This is a genomic window from Shewanella nanhaiensis, assembly GCF_019457885.1.
Lineage (GTDB): Bacteria > Pseudomonadota > Gammaproteobacteria > Enterobacterales > Shewanellaceae > Shewanella > Shewanella nanhaiensis.
On record NZ_JAHZST010000001.1, the window covers coordinates 338,307 to 358,443 of the forward strand.

General features: G+C 43.9%; 15 protein-coding genes and 3 tRNA genes. 4 read left to right on the top strand and 14 right to left on the bottom strand.

Annotation, left to right across the window (positions count from 1 at the left end; all coding sequences use genetic code 11):
* Positions 1–165: 165 nt before the first annotated feature.
* The 9 genes from K0625_RS01345 to K0625_RS01385 form a co-directional block, all read right to left on the bottom strand.
* On the bottom strand, positions 166–2,025 hold the full coding sequence (locus K0625_RS01345; protein WP_220108011.1) for a SurA N-terminal domain-containing protein: 1,860 nt from the start codon (positions 2,023–2,025) through the stop codon (positions 166–168).
* Positions 2,026–2,242: 217 nt separating this feature from the next.
* Positions 2,243–2,530, bottom strand: a complete 288-nt coding sequence (gene hbs / locus K0625_RS01350; protein ID WP_181950463.1) for a non-specific DNA-binding protein Hbs — start codon at positions 2,528–2,530, stop codon at positions 2,243–2,245.
* 242 nt (positions 2,531–2,772) lie between these two features.
* Positions 2,773–5,130 carry an endopeptidase La gene (lon, locus tag K0625_RS01355; RefSeq protein ID WP_012325718.1) on the bottom strand — a complete coding sequence of 786 codons (2,358 nt, stop codon included), beginning with the start codon at positions 5,128–5,130 and terminating at the stop codon, positions 2,773–2,775.
* A gap of 146 nt (positions 5,131–5,276) precedes the next feature.
* Positions 5,277–6,557: an ATP-dependent protease ATP-binding subunit ClpX gene (clpX, locus tag K0625_RS01360; RefSeq protein WP_220108012.1), complete on the bottom strand. Its 1,281-nt coding sequence runs from the start codon at positions 6,555–6,557 to the stop codon at positions 5,277–5,279.
* An 81-nt stretch (positions 6,558–6,638) separates the two neighbouring features.
* The gene (gene clpP, locus K0625_RS01365) at positions 6,639–7,250 is read right to left on the bottom strand and encodes an ATP-dependent Clp endopeptidase proteolytic subunit ClpP (protein WP_220108013.1); all 612 of its coding nucleotides are present in this window, start codon (positions 7,248–7,250) and stop codon (positions 6,639–6,641) included.
* 90 nt (positions 7,251–7,340) lie between these two features.
* The gene (gene tig / locus K0625_RS01370) at positions 7,341–8,645 is read right to left on the bottom strand and encodes a trigger factor (protein WP_012325721.1); all 1,305 of its coding nucleotides are present in this window, start codon (positions 8,643–8,645) and stop codon (positions 7,341–7,343) included.
* 253 nt (positions 8,646–8,898) lie between these two features.
* Positions 8,899–8,974 (bottom strand) — tRNA-His (locus tag K0625_RS01375).
* A gap of 8 nt (positions 8,975–8,982) precedes the next feature.
* Positions 8,983–9,059: transfer RNA gene (locus tag K0625_RS01380), tRNA-Arg, on the bottom strand.
* 92 nt (positions 9,060–9,151) lie between these two features.
* Positions 9,152–9,228: transfer RNA gene (locus K0625_RS01385), tRNA-Pro, on the bottom strand.
* A 537-nt stretch (positions 9,229–9,765) separates the two neighbouring features.
* Between K0625_RS01385 and folD the strand changes: the two genes are divergently transcribed.
* Positions 9,766–10,626, top strand: a complete 861-nt coding sequence (folD, locus tag K0625_RS01390) for a bifunctional methylenetetrahydrofolate dehydrogenase/methenyltetrahydrofolate cyclohydrolase FolD (protein ID WP_220108014.1) — start codon at positions 9,766–9,768, stop codon at positions 10,624–10,626.
* Positions 10,627–10,698: 72 nt separating this feature from the next.
* On the opposite strand, the gene cysS is transcribed toward folD, so the two are convergent.
* Positions 10,699–12,078 carry a cysteine--tRNA ligase gene (gene cysS / locus K0625_RS01395; protein ID WP_220108015.1) on the bottom strand — a complete coding sequence of 460 codons (1,380 nt, stop codon included), beginning with the start codon at positions 12,076–12,078 and terminating at the stop codon, positions 10,699–10,701.
* A gap of 245 nt (positions 12,079–12,323) precedes the next feature.
* Between cysS and K0625_RS01400 the strand changes: the two genes are divergently transcribed.
* Complete coding sequence (locus K0625_RS01400) at positions 12,324–12,824, top strand: peptidylprolyl isomerase (RefSeq protein WP_220108016.1); 501 nt, start codon at positions 12,324–12,326, stop codon at positions 12,822–12,824.
* Between the two features lie 9 nt (positions 12,825–12,833).
* Complete coding sequence (locus K0625_RS01405) at positions 12,834–13,571, top strand: UDP-2,3-diacylglucosamine diphosphatase (RefSeq protein WP_220108017.1); 738 nt, start codon at positions 12,834–12,836, stop codon at positions 13,569–13,571.
* A gap of 50 nt (positions 13,572–13,621) precedes the next feature.
* Here the strand turns inward: K0625_RS01405 and miaE are convergent, their stop codons facing one another.
* The gene (miaE, locus tag K0625_RS01410; protein ID WP_220108018.1) at positions 13,622–14,389 is read right to left on the bottom strand and encodes a tRNA isopentenyl-2-thiomethyl-A-37 hydroxylase MiaE; all 768 of its coding nucleotides are present in this window, start codon (positions 14,387–14,389) and stop codon (positions 13,622–13,624) included.
* A gap of 344 nt (positions 14,390–14,733) precedes the next feature.
* Here miaE and K0625_RS01415 point away from each other — a divergent pair, with 344 nt between their 5' ends.
* On the top strand, positions 14,734–15,330 hold the full coding sequence (locus tag K0625_RS01415; RefSeq protein ID WP_220108019.1) for a Yip1 family protein: 597 nt from the start codon (positions 14,734–14,736) through the stop codon (positions 15,328–15,330).
* A gap of 95 nt (positions 15,331–15,425) precedes the next feature.
* Here K0625_RS01415 and glnS read toward each other — a convergent pair whose 3' ends face one another.
* The 3 genes from glnS to K0625_RS01430 form a co-directional block, all read right to left on the bottom strand.
* The gene (gene glnS, locus K0625_RS01420) at positions 15,426–17,096 is read right to left on the bottom strand and encodes a glutamine--tRNA ligase (protein ID WP_220108020.1); all 1,671 of its coding nucleotides are present in this window, start codon (positions 17,094–17,096) and stop codon (positions 15,426–15,428) included.
* Between the two features lie 202 nt (positions 17,097–17,298).
* Positions 17,299–19,593, bottom strand: coding sequence for a Fe(2+) transporter permease subunit FeoB (gene feoB / locus K0625_RS01425; protein WP_220108021.1), 2,295 nt, complete (start codon positions 19,591–19,593; stop codon positions 17,299–17,301).
* Positions 19,586–19,855, bottom strand: a complete 270-nt coding sequence (locus tag K0625_RS01430) for a FeoA family protein (RefSeq protein WP_012325730.1) — start codon at positions 19,853–19,855, stop codon at positions 19,586–19,588. Before K0625_RS01430 ends, feoB begins: the two co-directional genes overlap by 8 nt.
* Between the last annotated feature and the right edge of the window lie 282 nt (positions 19,856–20,137).

Sequence of the window (20,137 nt, forward strand, 5' to 3'; positions counted from 1 at the left end):
TCATTAGTCATTAAGCTAGAAATAGCAAAGAGATCCCTAAAGCGTTATTGGAACCGTGGAGGAGATGCCGAAAAATGTCTGGAACCTTATTTATCAACAAATAGGGCCATGTGCAAAAAAGGTCAGCAGATGCTGACCTTTTTTAATGGATTAGTGCTACTCAATCTATTGTACTGACGAGTAAACCACTTCACCGTTAGCTTTTAGCGTTGCGATAAGGGCACGGTAACTGCCTTCGCTGTATTGGGCATTGAGTCGCTGTTTAAGCGCACCTAGCATGTTCTCATCGATGCCTTGAGCCGCATTGACTTTATCAAGCACAATCACTGCATAACCAGAAGCAAGGGCTACAGTATCAACAACAGCACTGTCTGCTGGCTGAGCCATCTGGAACGCCTTGTTGATGATAGCGCCATCAATATCTTGCTCAAAACGTCCTGCATTCATCTTAGTGATAAACTCAACATCAGTACTAGGGAAAGCTGTCATCAGCTCCTGAGCCTGCTCTCTAGCAACCTCATTAGCTTGTTCCTGTTGTAGTCGCTGAACAATACCTGATTTCACTTTATCAAAAGCAACCGTTCCAGCTGCCGTGTGAGACTTAATACGGATCACCATAGCGTGATTTGCATCAACCTCAATCACATCACTGTTCATACCATCGAGTAGAACACTGTTTGAAAAAGCTGCTTTTAATACATCAGGCTTATCGAAAGGAGCTGGCGCGCTGTTTCTTGCAAATACAGGTGTCGTTTTGACCTCAACCCCTAACTCTTTCGCCGCTTCACTTAACGTATCAGGTACTTCGTAACTGACATCTGCCAACGTTTGCTGTAGACCGAAATACGTATCGATAGCATGCTTCTCTTTAAGCTGGGCAAGTATTTTAGCTTTTACATCTTCAAATGGCGCTTCAGCACCAGGCTGTAGATCGAGTAACTTGATGATGTGATAACCAAAGCTTGTCTTAACTACGGCTGAGTATTCGCCATTTGAAAGAGAGAAAAGTACCTCATCGAACTCTGGCTCCATAACCCCTTTCTCAAACCAATCCAGCTGTCCACCTTGCTCACCGCTAAAGGTATCTTCAGATTCGGTTTTGGCCAGTTCAGCGAAGTCTTCACCTGCCTGCAACTTAGCATAGATAGCGTCAGCTTTTGCTTTCGCCGCCGACTCATCATCACCTAAGTTAATAAGAATATGTGCAGCTAAACGCTTTTCAGGCTTTAGATATTGCTGCTTATTCTCATCATAATAAGTTTGTGCCTCTTCATCGGTCACGACAACGTCGTTTGCCATATCTTTTGCATTAAGCTCAATATATTCAAGGCTAAGAGTTTCTGGACTCATGAACTGAGCAAGATTGGCATCATAAAAAGCTTTAGCATCTTCATCAGATACTACAGCCTGATCGATATAAGGAGTGGCATCAATAACATGATAACGAATATCGCGTGTTTGCCCTTGAATTCCAGCGAGGTAATCGGCTTCACCAGGCAACACAAACTCAGAACCAACCAAAGAAGCAACCAACTGACGACGGGTCATATCGGTACGCATCATGTCTTTGAATGAGTTGGCTTGGTAGCCTAACTGACGAAGGATCGCTTGATATCTATCATTATCAAACTTTCCATCAGTTTGAAATGCAGGCTCAGTCATAATTGCCGTTCTAATCTGTTCATCAGACACACGCAAACCAAGTTCAGTCGCGCTCTGATCCAGAAGTTTTTCAGCAACAAGGCGCTCTAAAACACTCTGTTTTACGCTGGCTAAATAACTGTCATCAGCGGCCAGTGCTTCATACATCTCGCCTAATTGCTGCTCTAAACGAGCACGTTCACTTTGATAGGCCTGTTCCAAAGCTGATTCACTGATCTCTTCACCGTTAACAGTAGCTACAGCAGCCTCTGTCGATGAACCTAAATAGCTACTCACGCCAGTAAATGCAAAGGAAAGTATCACTAGAACCAGAATGCTTTTTGCAATCACGCCCTGTGAGCCTTCGCGAATCTTCTCTAACATTGGATATCTCGCTCGTTGCGATAAAAAAATAAAAAGGCGCATCACGGTGTTCGAGATGCGCCTTTTCGTAAACATTAAGGTTTAGCAGAGTGTTTTACTCAACAGAACCCTATCATACTTAACTATTTATAAAAGCACTGCTATAAGCAGTGCTTTTATCTCTATAAGAAGCTTTAAATAAAGTATGAAGCCTCTTACAAAAAGGCTAAAAACTATCTTAGTTTACAGCGTCTTTCAGAGCTTTACCTGCTTTGAATGCAGGAATGTTAGCTGCAGCGATCTTGATCTCAGCACCCGTTTGTGGGTTGCGACCAGTACGCTCTGCGCGTTGACGCACTTCGAAAGTACCAAAACCAACAAGAGAAATCTTATCGCCATCTTTTAAGCCGTCAGTAACTGCTTCAATGAAAGAATCTAATGCACGGCCAGCAGCGGCTTTAGAAATGTCAGCACCAGAAGCGATTTTCTCGATTAGTTCAGATTTGTTCATGTCATCCCCTTGAATGTAATTTTTGTGTCGCAACCATCTCCTTCTCTGGAATGGTCTGCGGAGGCTTTTATAACAAGCTTGAAACTAAAGTTCAAGCTCTACTGGAAAAGCATATAAATATAATTGGAAATAGCTCAAAACCAGCAGCCCCAAGGGCTTGAGAGCAGTGAGCTAACCACAGACCTAGGCTACCACAGCTAGCGACTTTAAAAAGCCCTTTTTGCACTTTTTTTGCAGCATTTCGCTATTTTCATGCGTTAACCCAAGTTTTTTACGATTTCAAAGCCTTCAATTGGTCGTTCTAACGCCAATTTAAGCACTTCGTCAACCCAACGCACCGGATGAATTTCAAGATCGGCAACCACATTTGCCGGAATTTCCTCCAGATCACGCTCGTTTTCTTGCGGAATTAAGACAACTTTTGTGCCTCCACGATGAGCTGCAAGCAATTTTTCCTTCAAGCCACCAATAGGAAGTACCTCTCCACGCAGGGTAATTTCACCCGTCATGGCAACATCGGCGCGTACAGGATTCCCCGTTAAGCTCGACACTAAGGCAGTACACATTGCCGCGCCTGCTGAAGGACCATCTTTGGGTGTTGCTCCTTCAGGAACGTGCACATGGATATCACGTTTTTCATAAAAGTCTGGATTAATACCTAGCTGTTCTGCGCGAGCTCTAACAACAGTCATTGCCGCTTGAATCGACTCCTGCATCACATCACCCAGTGAGCCTGTGTAGCTTAGCTTTCCTTTTCCAGGTACTGAGGTCGCTTCTATGGTTAACAGATCGCCACCCACTTCGGTCCAGGCAAGGCCAGTTACTTGACCGATTTGGTTGTTAGATTCCGCTTTACCATAATCGCAGCGTTGAACCCCTAAGAATGACTTCAAGTTATCTTGTGTCACTTCAATATGCTTCACGCTCTTATCCAGTAAGATCTGCTTAACCACCTTACGACAGATCTTAGAGAGTTCACGCTCAAGTGCTCGCACACCCGCTTCACGAGTGTAGTAGCGGATAATGCCGATAATGGCACTATCGTGAACTGTCACCTCTTTTGGCTTAAGTCCATTACGCTCAATCTGTTTCTGCAGTAGATGTTGCTTAGCGATGTTAAGCTTTTCATCTTCTGTGTAACCAGAAAGGCGAATAACCTCCATACGGTCCAGCAGTGGGCCTGGAATATTCATCGAATTAGAGGTTGCAACGAACATCACATCAGAGAGGTCGTAATCGACTTCTAAATAGTGATCGCTGAAACTCGCATTTTGCTCCGGATCTAACACTTCAAGCAATGCAGACGCTGGGTCTCCACGCATGTCGCTGCTCATCTTATCGATCTCATCAAGCAGGAACAGTGGGTTTTTAACCCCGACTTTCGACATCTTCTGGATAACTTTACCTGGCATTGAGCCAATATAGGTACGTCGATGACCACGGATCTCCGCTTCATCACGCACACCACCTAAAGCGACACGGACATACTTACGTCCCGTTGCTTTCGCAATAGATTGACCAAGTGAAGTTTTACCTACGCCCGGTGGTCCAACTAAGCACAAGATAGGGCCTTTGAGCTGCTTAACACGACTCTGAACCGCTAGGTACTCTAAGATGCGCTCTTTAACTTTCTCCAGTCCGAAATGATCGGTATCGAGAACATCTTGCGCCTTAGCTAAGTCACGTTTAATTTTAGAGCGCTGATACCAAGGCACAGAGACCATCCAATCGACGTAGCTACGAACAACCGTGGCTTCTGCCGACATTGGCGACATCATCTTTAATTTATTTAGCTCAGCAGTGGCTTTCTCTTTAGCCTCTTCCGGCATTTTAGCTTCGTCTATCTTCTTCGCTAGGCTCTCAAATTCATCATGGGACTCATCGATATCGCCGAGCTCCTTCTGAATCGCCTTCATCTGCTCATTAAGGTAGTACTCGCGCTGACTCTTCTCCATCTGCTTTTTAACACGTGAACGGATCCGTTTCTCAACCTGCAATAGGTCAATCTCAGACTCCATCATCGCCATTAAATATTCCAGACGTTCAGCAACATCAACCATCTCAAGCACAGACTGCTTGTCTTCAAGCTTCAGCGGCATGTGAGCGGCCATGGTGTCGGCTAGACGAGGCGCTTCATCGATACCTGATAAAGAGGTCAACACCTCAGGTGGGATCTTCTTATTGAGCTTGATATAGCCTTCAAATTGCCCCACAGCAGAGCGTACCAGTACCTCCTCCTCTTTCTCAGCCATAGGGTCTGATTCAAGGTAATGAGCCTGAGCGACAAAGAAGGACTCTTCGTCGGTGTATTTCTCTATGCGAGCACGTTTACCACCTTCGACCAACACCTTTACTGTGCCGTCAGGTAGTTTGAGTAACTGCAAAATTGAGGCGACTGTACCGACCTCAAAGATGTCATCTGTAGTTGGGTCGTCAAGCTCAGCATCACGCTGAGCGACTAAAATGATCTGTTTGTCTTGCTCCATCGCCGTCTCTAGGCAACGGATTGACTTTTCCCGTCCAACGAACAACGGAATTACCATATGGGGATACACCACCACATCTCTTAGTGGCAATACGGGTAGTTCGATTCGCGCTTCACTCTCTTGTGTCATAGCTCGATTCCGTTTGATGATAATACTAATCAGTATATTGGGATGAATTCATTAGTTTCAATAGCTAATAGGTATTTAATAAGCTGAGAGCATAAAAAAGGAGCCATATAGGCTCCTGTTTTTCTGCTTGCTATTGATTCGCTGAATTATTGTTCAGCGCCAGCAGCTTGAGACTCACTATTTTCATAGATGAGTATAGGAGTTGACTCCCCTTTTACCACTGATTCATCGATGACAACTTTTGCCACATTATCAGTAGAAGGCAGGTCATACATTATATCGAGTAAGATACCCTCAACAATTGAACGTAGACCACGAGCACCTGTTTTACGTGTTTTAGCTTTCAAAGCGATCGCTTTAAGTGCATCTTCACGGAACTCAAGTTCAACATCTTCCATCTCAAACAGTGCTGCGAACTGCTTAGTCAAAGCATTCTTTGGCTCAGATAAGATCTGAATCAAAGCTGCATCATCAAGCTCAGCCAATGTTGCTAGAACAGGAAGACGGCCGATGAACTCAGGGATCAAACCATACTTAACCAGATCTTCAGGTTCAACCTGCATCAAGGTATCAGAGATGGTTGCCTTATCGTCCTCACCCTTCACTTGAGCGGCAAAGCCAATACCCGTTCCGGTGTGAGAGCGCTGCTCAATCACTTTTTCTAAACCTGAGAAGGCGCCACCACAAACGAAGAGGATCTTAGAGGTATCAACCTGTAAAAACTCCTGTTGTGGATGCTTACGTCCACCTTGAGGCGGAACAGCAGCAATGGTTCCCTCAATCAGTTTAAGTAGGGCTTGCTGTACACCTTCACCCGATACATCACGTGTAATTGATGGGTTGTCAGACTTACGGCTGATTTTATCGATCTCATCGATATAAACGATACCGCGTTGTGCCTTCTCAACATCATAGTCGCACTTTTGTAGTAATTTCTGAATGATGTTCTCAACATCTTCACCCACATAACCCGCTTCGGTCAGTGTTGTGGCATCAGCCATGGTGAAAGGAACATTCAGAAAACGGGCAAGGGTTTCTGCCAATAAGGTTTTACCGCTACCGGTTGGACCTATCAGCAAGATATTACTTTTACCTAACTCTACGCCATCTTTAGGACCGGCATTTTTCAAACGCTTATAGTGATTATAAACAGCAACAGAAAGCACTTTCTTCGCTTTCTCTTGTCCTATCACATAATCGTCCAGATGCGCTCTTAACTCGTGTGGAGTTGGTAACTTGTCTTGATCTTGTTTAGGTGAGATCTCTTTAATCTCTTCCCTGATGATGTCGTTGCAGAGCTCTACACACTCATCGCAAACGTACACTGAAGGGCCAGCAATGAGTTTTCTAACCTCATGTTGGCTCTTTCCACAAAAAGAGCAGTAGAGTAGTTTCCCACTATCACCTGTACTTTTGTTATCGCTCATTACTCTACCTCTTGAACAGTCTGCACTACTGTCTAAATCGCCTACAGCCTAATCTCATCATAGCTCAGGCGAAGATAAAAATCAGCCCCGTTGTTCAAACACCGAGTCAACTAAACCATATTCAGCAGCTTGTGCTGCACTCATAAAGTTATCACGATCGGTATCACGCTCGATAATTTCCAACGGCTGACCAGTATGCTCTGCCAAAATGCTATTTAGCTTGTTCTTGATCCCTAAGATCTCTTGCGCATGAATAGCAATATCTGATGCCTGACCTTGGAAGCCACCTAATGGCTGATGGATCATCACACGTGAGTTAGGTAAACAGTGACGTTTTCCCTTCGCACCACCGGCAAGCAGGAATGCGCCCATGCTTGCAGCTTGGCCGATACATACAGTACTGACATTTGGTTTAATAAACTGCATCGTATCGTAAATAGCCATACCCGCAGTGACAGAGCCGCCAGGAGAGTTGATATAGAGCGAGATCTCTTGATCTGGATTCTCAGATTCCAAAAACAGTAACTGAGCTACGATAAGGTTAGCCATATGTTCTTCAACTTGGCCAACAAGGAAGATGACGCGCTCTTTAAGCAGACGAGAATAGATATCGTATGAACGTTCACCTTTAGCGGTTTGTTCAACCACCATAGGAACGAGTGCATTTAGTACTGATTCTGGTGCATTTTGCATTATTTATAATCCCTAAATAAAAACGGCTCGCATGAGGAACCTCATACGAGCCATTATAAATGGTGAACAACCATTTAAGTCAAGCGAAGCTTAACCTTGTTGAGTAGCCTTGTTCATAAATTCTTCAAAGTTGACTGCTTTCTCAGTCACTTTTGCAGTTTTTAACAATGCTTCAACGGCTTGTTCTTCAAGAGCGACATTACGCATGTTCTGCATCATCTCTTGGTTGCCATTGTAATATTCAACAACTTCACTTGGATCTTCGTATGCAGAAGCCATAGAAGCGATAAGTCCTTGAACTCGCTCTTCTTCAGCTTTCAGCTCGTTAGTCTTGATGACTTCACCCAATAATAGACCAACTTTTACGCGACGTTCAGCTTGCTCAGTAAATAAATCAGCTGGAAGTTCAGGCATGTTGGCAGCTTGGTCACCGAAGCGTTGCATAGCTTGCTTACGTAGCACTTCAACTTCACCTGCAATTAGAGAAGCAGGAAGTTCAATCTCGTTCTGCTCTAGCAAACCATTAAGTACTTGCTCTTTCACATTTGCTTTAAGCGCTTGCTCAAGTTCACGACCCATGTTCTTGCTGATCTCAGCTTTAAGTGCTTCTAAGCCACCTTCAGCGACACCGAAAAGTGTAGCGAACTCATCGTTCACTTCAGGTAGGTTAGCCGCTTGTACTTCATTCAAAGTAATTGCGAACTTAGCAACTTTACCCTTTAGGTTTTCAGCATGGTAATCTTCAGGGAAAGTAACTTCGATATCGAACTCTTCACCTGCTTTATGACCTTCAACGCCTGATTCAAAACCAGGGATCATGCGGCCAGAACCTAGTTGAAGTTCGAAATCTTCAGCTTTTCCGCCTTCAAACTCTTCACCATCGATAGAACCAACGAAGTTGATTTTAGCTTTGTCGCCATCGGCAGCAGCACGTTCAACAGCTTCATAAGTAGCGTGTTGCTTACGTAGTGTTTCGATCATAGTGTCGACATCAGCATCGGTAACATCTGAAGTTGGTTGCTCAACAGCGATATCTTCTAGACCTTTCAACTCTACTTCTGGGTAGATTTCGAAAGTTGCTACAAACTGGAAGTTTTCAGCATCAGACTCGCCAGGAACGAAAGTAGGAGCACCAGCTGGGTTCAATTTCTCAGCGATGATAGCTTCAACGAAATTACGTTGCATCACTTCGCCAGTGATATCTTGACGAATAGCTTTTCCATAACGCTTGTTGATGACACTTACAGGTACTTTTCCAGGGCGGAAACCAGGAATACGAGCACGCTTAGCTTCGTTTTTTAAACTATCGTTTACAGCTTTCTCAATCTGCTCTGCAGGAACAGAGATGGTCAGACGGCGCTCTAGGCCTTGTGTTGTTTCAACAGAAACTTGCATTTTCTTACCTCAAAATAAGTCTAACGTCCTTTGTAATAGTCGAATTTTCAACTATTAAAGTATTCGTTTCTTGATCTTAAAAGTTGACTAAACACCCCGTGAATACTCAGATCCAGCGTTAGTCATTCATAATTGATATTTATCAAGACGCGACATTATAGCCACGCTTTACAGCAGAGTCGACCACAAAACGTGAATTTCAGGCGTAAAAAAAGCGACCTTAGGTCGCTTTTTTTACTTTCTTACAAAGAAATGGGGTGACTGATGGGGTTCGAACCCACGACAACCGGAATCACAATCCGGGACTCTACCAACTGAGCTACAATCACCACTGATATGGTACGCCCGGCAGGATTCGAACCTGCGGCCACCCGCTTAGAAGGCGGGTGCTCTATCCAACTGAGCTACGGGCGCTTCGAAAATGAGTTAAATACGACTCATATCCTGAATTAGCATTGAAAGACTAATCTTTCATTTTACTCGCAATAAAGCAAATAAATATCAAGTGGTCGGTGATAGAGGATTCGAACCTCTGACCCTCTGGTCCCAAACCAGATGCGCTACCGGGCTGCGCTAATCACCGAGAATCTAACTTTTTCTATTTCTTCAATCAGCACCAGAGTGTCTCTACTCCACTATCGATTCCAATACTGGATGCGATATCGAACCGTGCTAACCATCGAAATTTTACAACACTCTCAAATCAAAGACTGATTGCCTTCTCGTTGAGAACGGAGCGCATATTAGCCCCTACTCTTAGATGCGTCAACGCTTTTTTTATAAAGAAAGTGAGCTTGGCTATTTAACCAACTAAACGCGCTAAAAGCACACAAGTATTCATCATAAATAGCGCTAGGGTTCAAAATATGGAGCAAGCCGCCACTATAACAGGTAGTCAAGATTACATAGCTTCCCCCCTTTCATGGGACTTAAACCTAATTAATAGGTTAGCCTTGTCACTTCAAGCTAAATAGGCTTTCATTAACATGCTCAGATGAAGTAAATTATCCGTATATCAGAACTGATTGTTGCGCAGGTTAATAAATGACACCAAGTCTATGGCCTGTTAAAATGCTGCCGATTTTCATTATCGCGCCTTTATAAAGGATATCTCCCCCACATGACAGCTCAAACAATCGATGGAAAAGCCATTGCACAGTCCATTCGAACACAACTCAAAGAAAAAGTGACTGCCCGTAAAGAGGCTGGTAAAAGAGTCCCAGGTTTAGCCGTTATCTTAGTCGGTGCCGATCCAGCCTCACAGGTCTATGTAGGTAGTAAGCGCCGCGCCTGTGAAGAGGTAGGTTTTTTATCTCGCTCCTATGATCTCGAATCAAGTACCACTGAAGAGCAACTGCTCTCACTCATCGATGAGTGTAACCAAGATCCAGCGATTGATGGGATCTTAGTGCAATTGCCGCTTCCAGAGCATATTGAAGAGTCGAAAGTGATTGAGCGTATCCGTCCCGATAAAGATGTTGACGGTTTCCACCCCTATAATGTGGGCCGACTCGCACAGCGTATTCCAGTTTTACGCTCATGCACGCCAATGGGGATCATGACCCTGATAAAATCGACTGGCATCGACACTTATGGCTTGGATGCACTTGTGGTAGGCGCATCAAATATTGTTGGCCGCCCGATGAGCCTTGAGCTACTGCTTGCGGGTTGTACAACCACTACCTGTCACCGTTTTACCCGTAACCTTGAACAAAAAGTAAGACAAGCCGATCTGGTCGTTGTCGCTGTCGGTAAGCCAGGCTTTATTCCTGGCGAGTGGATTAAACCCGGCGCTTTAGTGATTGATGTTGGTATCAACCGCCTCGAAGATGGCAGTCTAGTTGGTGATGTTCAATATGATGTTGCCGCTCAAAATGCCAGCTTTATTACTCCAGTTCCTGGTGGCGTCGGCCCGATGACCATAGCTAGCCTGTTAGAGAATACGCTCTACGCAGCTGAGCAGTATCACGATGAAGCTTAAGTTCTAGGTTCTAATGTTCCAGACATAAAAAAACCTGCATTAAGCAGGTTTTTTTATGTGGTTAGTTCTAAATTACTTCTTACGCCATGTAGTCCCTTCAGGGCCATCTTCCAAAATCACACCTAAGGCGTTAAGTCCATCACGGGCGATATCCGCAGCAGGCCAATCTTTCTCAGCTCGTGCTCGATTACGCTCAGCAATTAGTGCTTCAACCTCAGCCACTTCATCATCGTTACTCTCGCCTTTAAAGAAACTATCGACATCTTGCTCAAGTATACCAAGTACACCTGCCAACTCTTTTAGACGCACAGCAAGAGCCGAAGCCTGGGCTAGATCAGTGACTTTAAGGCGGTTAACCTCACGCACCATATCAAACAATACTGAATATGCTTCAGGGGTATTGAAGTCATCATCCATTGCCTGCTTAAACTTAGACACAAAGCTTTCAGCCGCCGCAGGTTCAACAGTTAAATCCAGATCTTTCAGTGCCGTATACAGACGTGCTAATGCAGATTTCGCTTGCTTAAGGTTATCTTCTGAGTAGTTCAGCTGGCTACGGTAGTGACCAGACAACAGGAAGTAACGAATTGTCGCCGCATCATAATGAGCTAATACGTCTCGGATAGTGAAGAAGTTATTAAGAGACTTAGACATCTTCTCTTTATCGACCATCACCATGCCAGTGTGCATCCAGTAGTTCACATAAGGCGTATTATGGGCACAGCAAGATTGTGCGATCTCATTTTCATGGTGAGGGAACTGAAGATCGCTGCCGCCGCCATGAATATCAAAATGTTGGCCAAGATGTTTACTGTTCATGGCAGAACACTCAATGTGCCAACCTGGACGACCAGGTCCCCATGGAGACTCCCAGGTCGGCTCACCTGGCTTTGACATCTTCCACAGTACGAAATCCATAGGATCGCGCTTAGTATCTTCAACTTCGACACGAGCACCGGCCTGTAGTTGCTCTAAATTTTGTCCAGACAAACGCCCATATTCAGGGAATGAAGAGACACTAAACAACACATCGCCATTGGATGACACATAGGCGTGTTCCTTCTCGATAAGCTTTTCAACCATCTCGATAATCTCAGCCATATGCAAAGTTGCTCTAGGCTCAAAATCGGGACGCTTCATATTTAACGAGTCGAAATCTTTGTGCATTTCACCGATCAAACGCTCTGTCAGTGAATCACAACTCTCTTTGTTTTCTGCCGCACGCTTAATGATCTTGTCATCAACATCGGTAATGTTACGCAGAAAATTCACATCGTAACCTGAATAGCGTAGGTATCTTACTATCATATCGAAAGCTACAAAGGTACGCCCGTGACCAATATGACATAGATCATAGATGGTGATCCCACACACATACATGCCAACTTTACCTGGCTGTAATGGTTTAAATTCCTCTTTTTGGCGGGTCAGGCTGTTGTATAGCTTCAACATCGATATTCTCTTCTACAAAAAACAAATAAAATAGTGGGTTTAGTCTATCATTGGCAAACTAGCGCTTCCATTAGTTTTAAAGCTTAATAGCGCGATGATAAACACACTTATCAAACTCGGCAGCAAGAGTCACTGAATAAAAGTTGAAAAAGCCAGCAGTTCACAGCATTACTCTTTATGCGCTAACGCATTTACGTTAGAATCCTGCCACTATTTTTTATTGTTAACTTAATGAGAATCAAATCATGATCACTCTTCATACTAATCACGGTGAGATCGTTTTAGAACTTGACGCAGAAAAAGCGCCAATTACCGCAGAGAACTTCACCAAGTACGTTAAAGATGGCTTCTTTGATGGCACTATTTTCCACCGTGTTATTGACGGTTTCATGATCCAAGGTGGCGGTTTCACTGAAGATATGGTTCAAAAGAGCAGTGGCGAAACTATCAAGAACGAAGCAAATAACGGTTTATCAAACCTAGTTGGCACTATCGCGATGGCAAGAACCTCTGATCCTCATTCAGCAACGGCTCAGTTTTTCATCAACATCAACGACAACACTTTCCTTGATTTTAAGTCTGAAACTTCTCAAGGTTGGGGTTACTGCGTATTTGGTAAAGTGACAGCTGGTATGGATGTCGTCAATAAGATTAAAGCGGTTAGCACTGGTAACCGTGGCATGCATCAAGATGTGCCTCTTGAAGCTGTTATCATTGAAAAAGTAACCATTGCTGACGCTGAATAAGTCAGCTTAATGCGTACACTTTTTATTGGCGATCTGCATCTATCTGCAGATCGTCCTGATATCACCTCAGCCTTTAACCATTTCCTCGATAATGAACTTCATGATGTGGAAGCTCTTTATATCTTAGGTGATCTGTTTGAAGTATGGATTGGGGATGATATTGCAGAGCCTTTTGCTCTCGAACTCGCCACAAAATTAAAAGCTATCTCAAAGCGATTACCCATCTACTATATCCACGGTAATCGAGACTTCCTCATTGGCAATGAATATGCTCAGCAATCTGGCATGACCTTACTCCCCGAAGTCCATAGATTCAATCTATACGGCGTGCCAACAGTCATCCTTCATGGCGATAGTCTGTGCACATTAGATAAGGCATATCAAAGATTCAGATGCTTTAGAAACCTAAAGCTCGTCAAGTGGCTCTATGGCAAACTCCCAAAGAGCACCCGACTCAAGATAGCCAGAGATATTCGCTCTAAAAGCACTCAGAGTAATCAGCGTAAAAGCATGACCATCATGGATGTGGAAAATGAAGCTGTGGAGCAGTTGCTTGAGCAAACAGATGCAATACAGATGATCCATGGTCATACCCACAGACCCAAGATGCACACTATTCAGATTCAAACACATACTCAAAAAGAGTGTGAAAAAACACGAATCGTGGTGGGTGACTGGTATGAACAAACCAGTGTGCTATGCATCAGCCCTGATAAAATCTCACTTTCAGCTAGCCCATTAGCTTAAGGCCTCAAGAATAGACAAGTCACAAGAGGCCCTTTTCGATCTCCCCTGAACTACTGCACCTGAGCACCACTGTGAAAGTTAAATTCAGGATCGGCAGAGCTAATAAGCTCAGCTTCTCGCTCAGCAATAATGGCCACTCGCTCACTAATATCACCTCCTGCGATATCTTCAGCTAAGAGTAAATAATCTTGATAATGTCTGGCTTCTGAGCGCAGCAGCGACACATAAAACTTGTTGAGAACATCATCAAGATAAGGCGCTAATTTCGCAAAACGTTCACAAGATCTCGCTTCAATAAATGCCCCGATAATCAATTTATCTATCATGGCAGCAGGTTCGTGGGTTCGAACCATCTTCATCATCCCTTTAGCATAACGACCTGCTCTGCGGTTTTCATAGGGGATCCCCCTCTCTAGCATGATCTCTAATACCTGCTCGAAATGGTGAAACTCCTCTTTAATCAACCGAACCATCTTGCTTATCAAGGCATCACCCTGCTCGAAACCCGCTTTAGCAGTCAATTCAATTGAGACATCATTCTTTTTACTGCTTCTCGCTAAAAAGACAGCAATGTCTCTGTCTTTGCGATACACAAACTCCTCATAGGGTTTAGCCCATTCAAGTAGTTGCTTGCCACTTTGCTGCTCAACCCCATATTTTCTCACCAGAAACATGGCTGTTTGCGCCGCTTTTAGCTCGCAATTACAGTGATCAATTAACAGTGTGGGTAGGTTCTCAGGCTTAATTGCCGCTTGGATCCAACTATCTGGGGTTTCACATTTAAGAAAAGCATGTATCGGGGCTAACAACTGCTGCATCTGCTCTCAACTAAGGATAAGTCTAATTGGTGATATTGTATCAGTTACTCACCCTAAATGAGTTAGCTAATTTAAGGCCGTTTCTCGACAAATCTTCATTGTATTGATTAGTGACAGAATAAAAAAAAGAGCAAAAAGAGATTAAATTCAACAAATCAATAACAAAGTAAACTTGACTCCTCCTCATTTTTGTTCAATAAATAAACTTATGCAGAGCAAGTTTTAGCTAAGCATTATTAGAAACATATCGTGAGCCGCATGGTCTTTGGGAAATAGACCAAAAGGCATATAGGTTCGTCTGAGGTTTGGCGAGCAAAAAGTAAAGCTAAACAAGGATAATTATAATGATATTGAATCACTTAATGGGGCTATACACTCATCCAAAAGAGGAGTGGCACACAATTGAACAGAATCATGAAGCATTAAAGAGCAGTCTGAGTCATGTGCTTTTAATAGCACTCATCCCAGTGATCTGCACCTTTTTCGCTTCAACTGAGATAGGTTGGAACTTAGGCGTTGGCGACCCACTCTTCCTCACACAGCAAAGTGCAATGTTAATGTCTGTAGGCATGTATTTCGGATTAATCGCAGGCGTATTTGGCCTTGCATACTTAGCATTTTGGATGGCAAAAACTTTCGATGCCGATCCGAGTTTTACTCAAGCACTAGAGCTCGCCTCTTACACTGCGACGCCACTGTTTATGGTAGGTTTAGCAGCACTCTATCCAAGTATTTGGTTTGTGATGGTTATCGGCCTGCTCGGTTTAACCTACTCCGTTTACCTTCTCTATACCGGCGTACCTATCATCATGAATATTCCCGAAGAGAAAGGCTTTATCTACGCAAGTTCAGTGGTCACTGCAGGCTTAGTACTGTTAGTCGCCTTAATGGCGTCAAGTGTGATTTTATGGAGCATGGGCTTAGGTCCAATCCAGCAATAATACCAATCAGTCTAAACAGTTTTTAGCACTGCTTAGCAAACAAAAAGGCTTTAGGGTTTCCCCTAAAGCCTTTTTAGATCTTAGTTTGACACTAATTACTGAGAAGAGTCTCTTAATGCAACGGTTAGATTGAATACCAAGTTTTCTGGTGTTGAATCTTTATTGTCTGCACAGAAGTAGCCTTCACGCTCAAACTGATAAGCTTTTTCAGCTTCTGCCGTCACAAGACCCGCTTCAACGAAACCATGAGCCACAACGAGAGAATCTGGGTTAAGTACCTCATCCACAGTCTCTGCAGCCGCAGGATTAGCGTCGGTAAACAGACGATCGTAAAGACGGAACTCAGCAGGTTTAGCAGACGTTGCTTCAACCCAATGGATCACCCCTTTCACTTTACGCCCATCTGATGGGTTCTTACCTAACGTCTCATCATCATAGCTACAGTAGATCGTTGTGACATTGCCATCGGCATCTTTATCACAACGCTCAGCTTTAATGACATAAGCGTTACGTAGGCGCACCTCTTTGCCTTGAACCAGACGCTTGTACTTCTTATTCGCCTCTTCACGGAAGTCATCGGCATCGATATAAAGTTCACGACCAAAAGCCAACTCACGCTTACCCATCTCTTCATTAGTTGGGTGTATTGAAGCGCTCAAGGTTTCAATTTGACCTTCTGGGTAGTTCTCGATTATCACCTTAACAGGATTGATCACAGCCATAGCACGAGGTGCTTTGTCATTAAGCTCCTCACGAATACACGCATCTAGCATTCCAACTTCTACCATGTTGTCTTGCTTAGTTACGCCAATGCGTAAGCAGAACTCTCGGATAGCCGACGGCGTGTAACCACGGCGACGAAGAGCTGCAATGGTGGGCATACGTGGGTCATCCCAACCATTAACCAAGTTACGAGTCACAAGATCGTTAAGCTTACGCTTAGACATCAAGGTGTACTCTAGGTTTAGTCGAGAAAACTCATACTGACGGGTACGGTTTGGCGCTTGGAAATCATCTAAGTGATCCAATACCCAATCATACAAGCGACGGTTATCCTGAAACTCTAATGTACAAAGTGAGTGACTGATGTTCTCAATCGCATCTGAGATACAGTGAGTAAAATCGTACATTGGATAGATACACCACTTATCACCAGTTTGATGGTGATGAGCAAAACGGACACGATAGATGATCGGATCACGCATGCACATAAATGATGATGCCATGTCGATTTTAGCTCTAAGAGAACACTCTCCCTCTTTGAACTCACCTTTACGCATCTTTTCGAATAGCTCAAGGTTCTCTGCTACCGATGTGTCACGATAAGGACTGTTCTTTCCAGGCGCTTTAAGGGTGCCGCGATACTCGCGAGTCTCTTCCCCATTAAGGAAACAGACATAAGCTAAGCCTTTCTCGATCAACTCAACCGCATACTTATGTAACTGGTCAAAATAGTTTGATGAGTAGCGAATATCGCCATCCCAGTCAAAACCAAGCCACTTCACATCATCCTGAATAGAATGAACATAATCGATATCTTCTTTCTCAGGATTCGTGTCATCGAAACGTAAGTTACATTGGCCCTTGTAATCCTTTGCTATACCGAAGTTTAAGCAGATAGATTTTGCATGGCCGATATGAAGAAAGCCATTAGGCTCAGGTGGAAAACGGGTATGCACACTTGTGTGCTTACCGCTTTCAAGGTCTTCATCTATGATATTACGAATGAAGTTACTAGGACGAACTTCGCTGTCCAGATGACTCATGATATTCCTCTTAAAGAACGCGGACCAGCCATCCGCTCGATGATTGTCATCAAGGTAATGGCATAGGCAGGTTTTGATGTAATTAAAAAGATGATCCTATATCTCTGACGGAGATACAACGCTTGATACAGAAATATTTAAAACTAAACTTGATAAAACAAAAAAGCAGCGATAAACGCTGCTTTTTAAGACGAAATGAAGTTTATTCGGTAATGATTTTAATACCAGGAATAATTGTTTGACTACGTTTCGCTTTGCGTTTTAACCAGAAGTAGAAGAATACCAGAGCCACAGCAAAGAATCCAATCCATAAACTAGAGGTCAATGGGTGGGCACTAAAAGTCGCCGCTTGATAAAATACTGTCGCGGTTCCGTAGGCTAAAGCAAATGTCCAAACCCCAGCAAAAGCCGCCCAGCGTCCACCAAACTCACCGACTAAAGCTCCCATCGCAGCAACACATGGTGTGTAAAGTAAAATGAAAAGCAGATAAGCAAATGCCGCCGTTATACCAGTAAATCCAGCTTGAAGCGCAGTAAAGGTCGATGTATCTACCTCAAGCTCCTCAGATGCGGCTTCTACAGAAGAGACATCACCTACTGAAAGAGAGAGAGGATCATCAAGCTTGATACCAAACAGATTCTCAGGAATGGTGGCTATCGCCTCATTCAGTGATTCAATAAAAGGAGTCAGCTCTTCATCACCATCGGTTGGCGTACTGTATAGACTGTTTAAGGTACCGACCACAGCTTCTTTAGCAAAAATACCAGTGATGATACCCACGGTTGCTGGCCAGTTATCCTGCTCTACTCCCATAGGTGCAAACAGAGGTGTCACCTTTTGACTTGCAACACTCAACACTGACTCTGAGCTATCTTCATGACCAAAGGTGCCATCAATACCAATGGCATTGACAAAGTTCAGCAGCGTCACGACGATAACTATGGTTTTACCCGCACCTAAAATAAAGCTCTTAGTGCGTTTCCCCGTGCGATTTAATACGGTTTTTAACTTAGGCTTCTCATAGCTTGGTAGCTCCATCACAACCGCACTGCTTGTGCCTGGCAATAGGGTTGAGCGTAATAGTAATCCTGTACCGACTGCCGCTAATACACCAATAATATAGAGAAGAAACACTAAGTTCTGTCCAGACTCAGGGAAAAATGCCGCAGCAAATAGCGCATAAACAGGAAGACGAGCACCGCAAGACATAAACGGCGCCATCATTCCCGTGACAATACGCTCACGCTCACTGCCAAGAGTACGTGTTGCCATAATGGCAGGTACGGAGCAGCCAAAACCAACAATCATAGGCACAAAGGCCTTACCCGGTAGCCCTATTCGACGCATTAAGCCATCGACAACGAAGGCTGCACGGGCCATGTACCCAGAACCTTCAAGCACAGAGAGCGCCAAAAACAGAGCTGCAATAACAGGAATAAAGGTCGCGACCGTTTGCACACCTTGTCCGACACCACCTGCAACAATAGTCACCAACCAAGCAGGAGAGCCGACACTTGACATCAATGCACCTAGATGGTCAACAAACAGCGCCCCTGCGGTAATATCGAAGAAATCGATAAATGAACTACCGACATTGATACTAAACATAAACATCAAATACATAACAAACAGAAAGACAGGAACACCTGCAATTGGATGCAGAATAATCTTATCTAGCTTGTCACTGATCGTTTCAGCACCATTGGCTGCCACAGAGGAGTCGTAGACACTTTGTACAAAATCAAAGCGGGTTGTCGCCACCATGATCTCAATATCTTTACCTTGACTCGAGAGTGACTCAGAACATTGATTCACCTCATCAAGCATTTGACCGTTTTTACACTGACCACAGCCAAGTCCATTGGCTAACATCGCCAGCGCACGTCCACGGCTTAAGGTATCATCACTTGAAAGCAGTGAAGTAACGCCTGTTTCAATTTGTGCATCATAATTTAAGACTAAAGGTGCTTCAGAGACTTTCCCATCAAGCAGATCAACGACCTGTTCCTTAACCTTTTCGATGTCCCCTTCATCACGAGAGCAAACACTGACCACAGGGCAGCCTAAAGTCTCACTCATCTTAGCGGTGTTAATCTCGATGCCATGCTTCTTTGCAGCATCGATTTTGTTCAGCACAACCACCATAGGAATGCCAAGTTCACGCAGCTGAACCGTCAAATATAGGTGACGCTCAATATTGGTTGCATCGACTAAATTGATAATGCCGTCGACTTGCTGTTCAGCCAGATATTGCTGCGCAATCTGCTCATCCAAAGAGCAATCACAACTGCTTCCAGCTGGAAGCAGATCATAAATACCAGGAAGATCGGTGAGATACACATCTGCACCGTTAAGGGTAAAAAGGCCTGTTTTCTTCTCTACTGTCACACCTGACCAGTTACCAACTTGCTGGTTGGCTCCTGTTAATGCGTTAAAAAGTGTCGACTTACCTGCATTTGGATTACCGACTGTGACACAATGAAACTGCTTAGCCATTCGCTTTTTCCACCTCAAGTTCTACTACTTCAACTCTCTCGACTTCAATAATGTCGGCCAGATCACGACGCATACATAAACGACTTCCACGAATATCAAGCTCCAAGCCTGAGCCTAATGGCGCTTTACGAAGCAATCGAAAACGAGTATTTGGCGTGATCCCCATTGAAAGTAACTTGCGCTTAACGACTGCAGGTAGGTCCAATTGACCGACTACAGCGATGGTGGCGTGCTCACCTGGATTTAAATCGCTTAATTTCATTATGCTTTATACCTTGTGACAGGCCTCAATAATTCTAAAACTCGAACTGATTTTAACGGAGGTAAAGGAGAAATAATCCTACCTAGATCAATATTTGGTATTGGAAACGATAATAGTTTTCAATTGTATTCTGTATTATGTGACAAAAGTCCCAACTAATAAACGCTCCAATGGAATTAATTCCTTTACCAGCCCTATTTTTGAGAACGATTATCACTACGCAGGAGAGTATGGCGAAGCAAGCCTGAACATTAAGTGATATAAATCACGCTTTTACTTTTC

Excerpts from the sequence above, each read along its gene's own strand:
- miaE (WP_220108018.1), bottom strand. The coding sequence starts at position 14,389 with ATGCAGCAGTTGTTAGCCCCGATACATGCTTTTCTTAAATGTGAAACC.
- clpX (WP_220108012.1), bottom strand. The coding sequence starts at position 6,557 with ATGAGCGATAACAAAAGTACAGGTGATAGTGGGAAACTACTCTACTGC.
- feoB (WP_220108021.1), bottom strand. The coding sequence starts at position 19,593 with ATGGCTAAGCAGTTTCATTGTGTCACAGTCGGTAATCCAAATGCAGGT.
- glnS (WP_220108020.1), bottom strand. The coding sequence starts at position 17,096 with ATGAGTCATCTGGACAGCGAAGTTCGTCCTAGTAACTTCATTCGTAAT.
- K0625_RS01400 (WP_220108016.1), top strand. The coding sequence starts at position 12,324 with ATGATCACTCTTCATACTAATCACGGTGAGATCGTTTTAGAACTTGAC.
- K0625_RS01430 (WP_012325730.1), bottom strand. The coding sequence starts at position 19,855 with ATGAAATTAAGCGATTTAAATCCAGGTGAGCACGCCACCATCGCTGTA.
- tig (WP_012325721.1), bottom strand. The coding sequence starts at position 8,645 with ATGCAAGTTTCTGTTGAAACAACACAAGGCCTAGAGCGCCGTCTGACC.
- cysS (WP_220108015.1), bottom strand. The coding sequence starts at position 12,078 with ATGTTGAAGCTATACAACAGCCTGACCCGCCAAAAAGAGGAATTTAAA.
- K0625_RS01415 (WP_220108019.1), top strand. The coding sequence starts at position 14,734 with ATGATATTGAATCACTTAATGGGGCTATACACTCATCCAAAAGAGGAG.
- K0625_RS01405 (WP_220108017.1), top strand. The coding sequence starts at position 12,834 with ATGCGTACACTTTTTATTGGCGATCTGCATCTATCTGCAGATCGTCCT.
- lon (WP_012325718.1), bottom strand. The coding sequence starts at position 5,130 with ATGACACAAGAGAGTGAAGCGCGAATCGAACTACCCGTATTGCCACTA.
- folD (WP_220108014.1), top strand. The coding sequence starts at position 9,766 with ATGACAGCTCAAACAATCGATGGAAAAGCCATTGCACAGTCCATTCGA.
- clpP (WP_220108013.1), bottom strand. The coding sequence starts at position 7,250 with ATGCAAAATGCACCAGAATCAGTACTAAATGCACTCGTTCCTATGGTG.
- K0625_RS01345 (WP_220108011.1), bottom strand. The coding sequence starts at position 2,025 with ATGTTAGAGAAGATTCGCGAAGGCTCACAGGGCGTGATTGCAAAAAGC.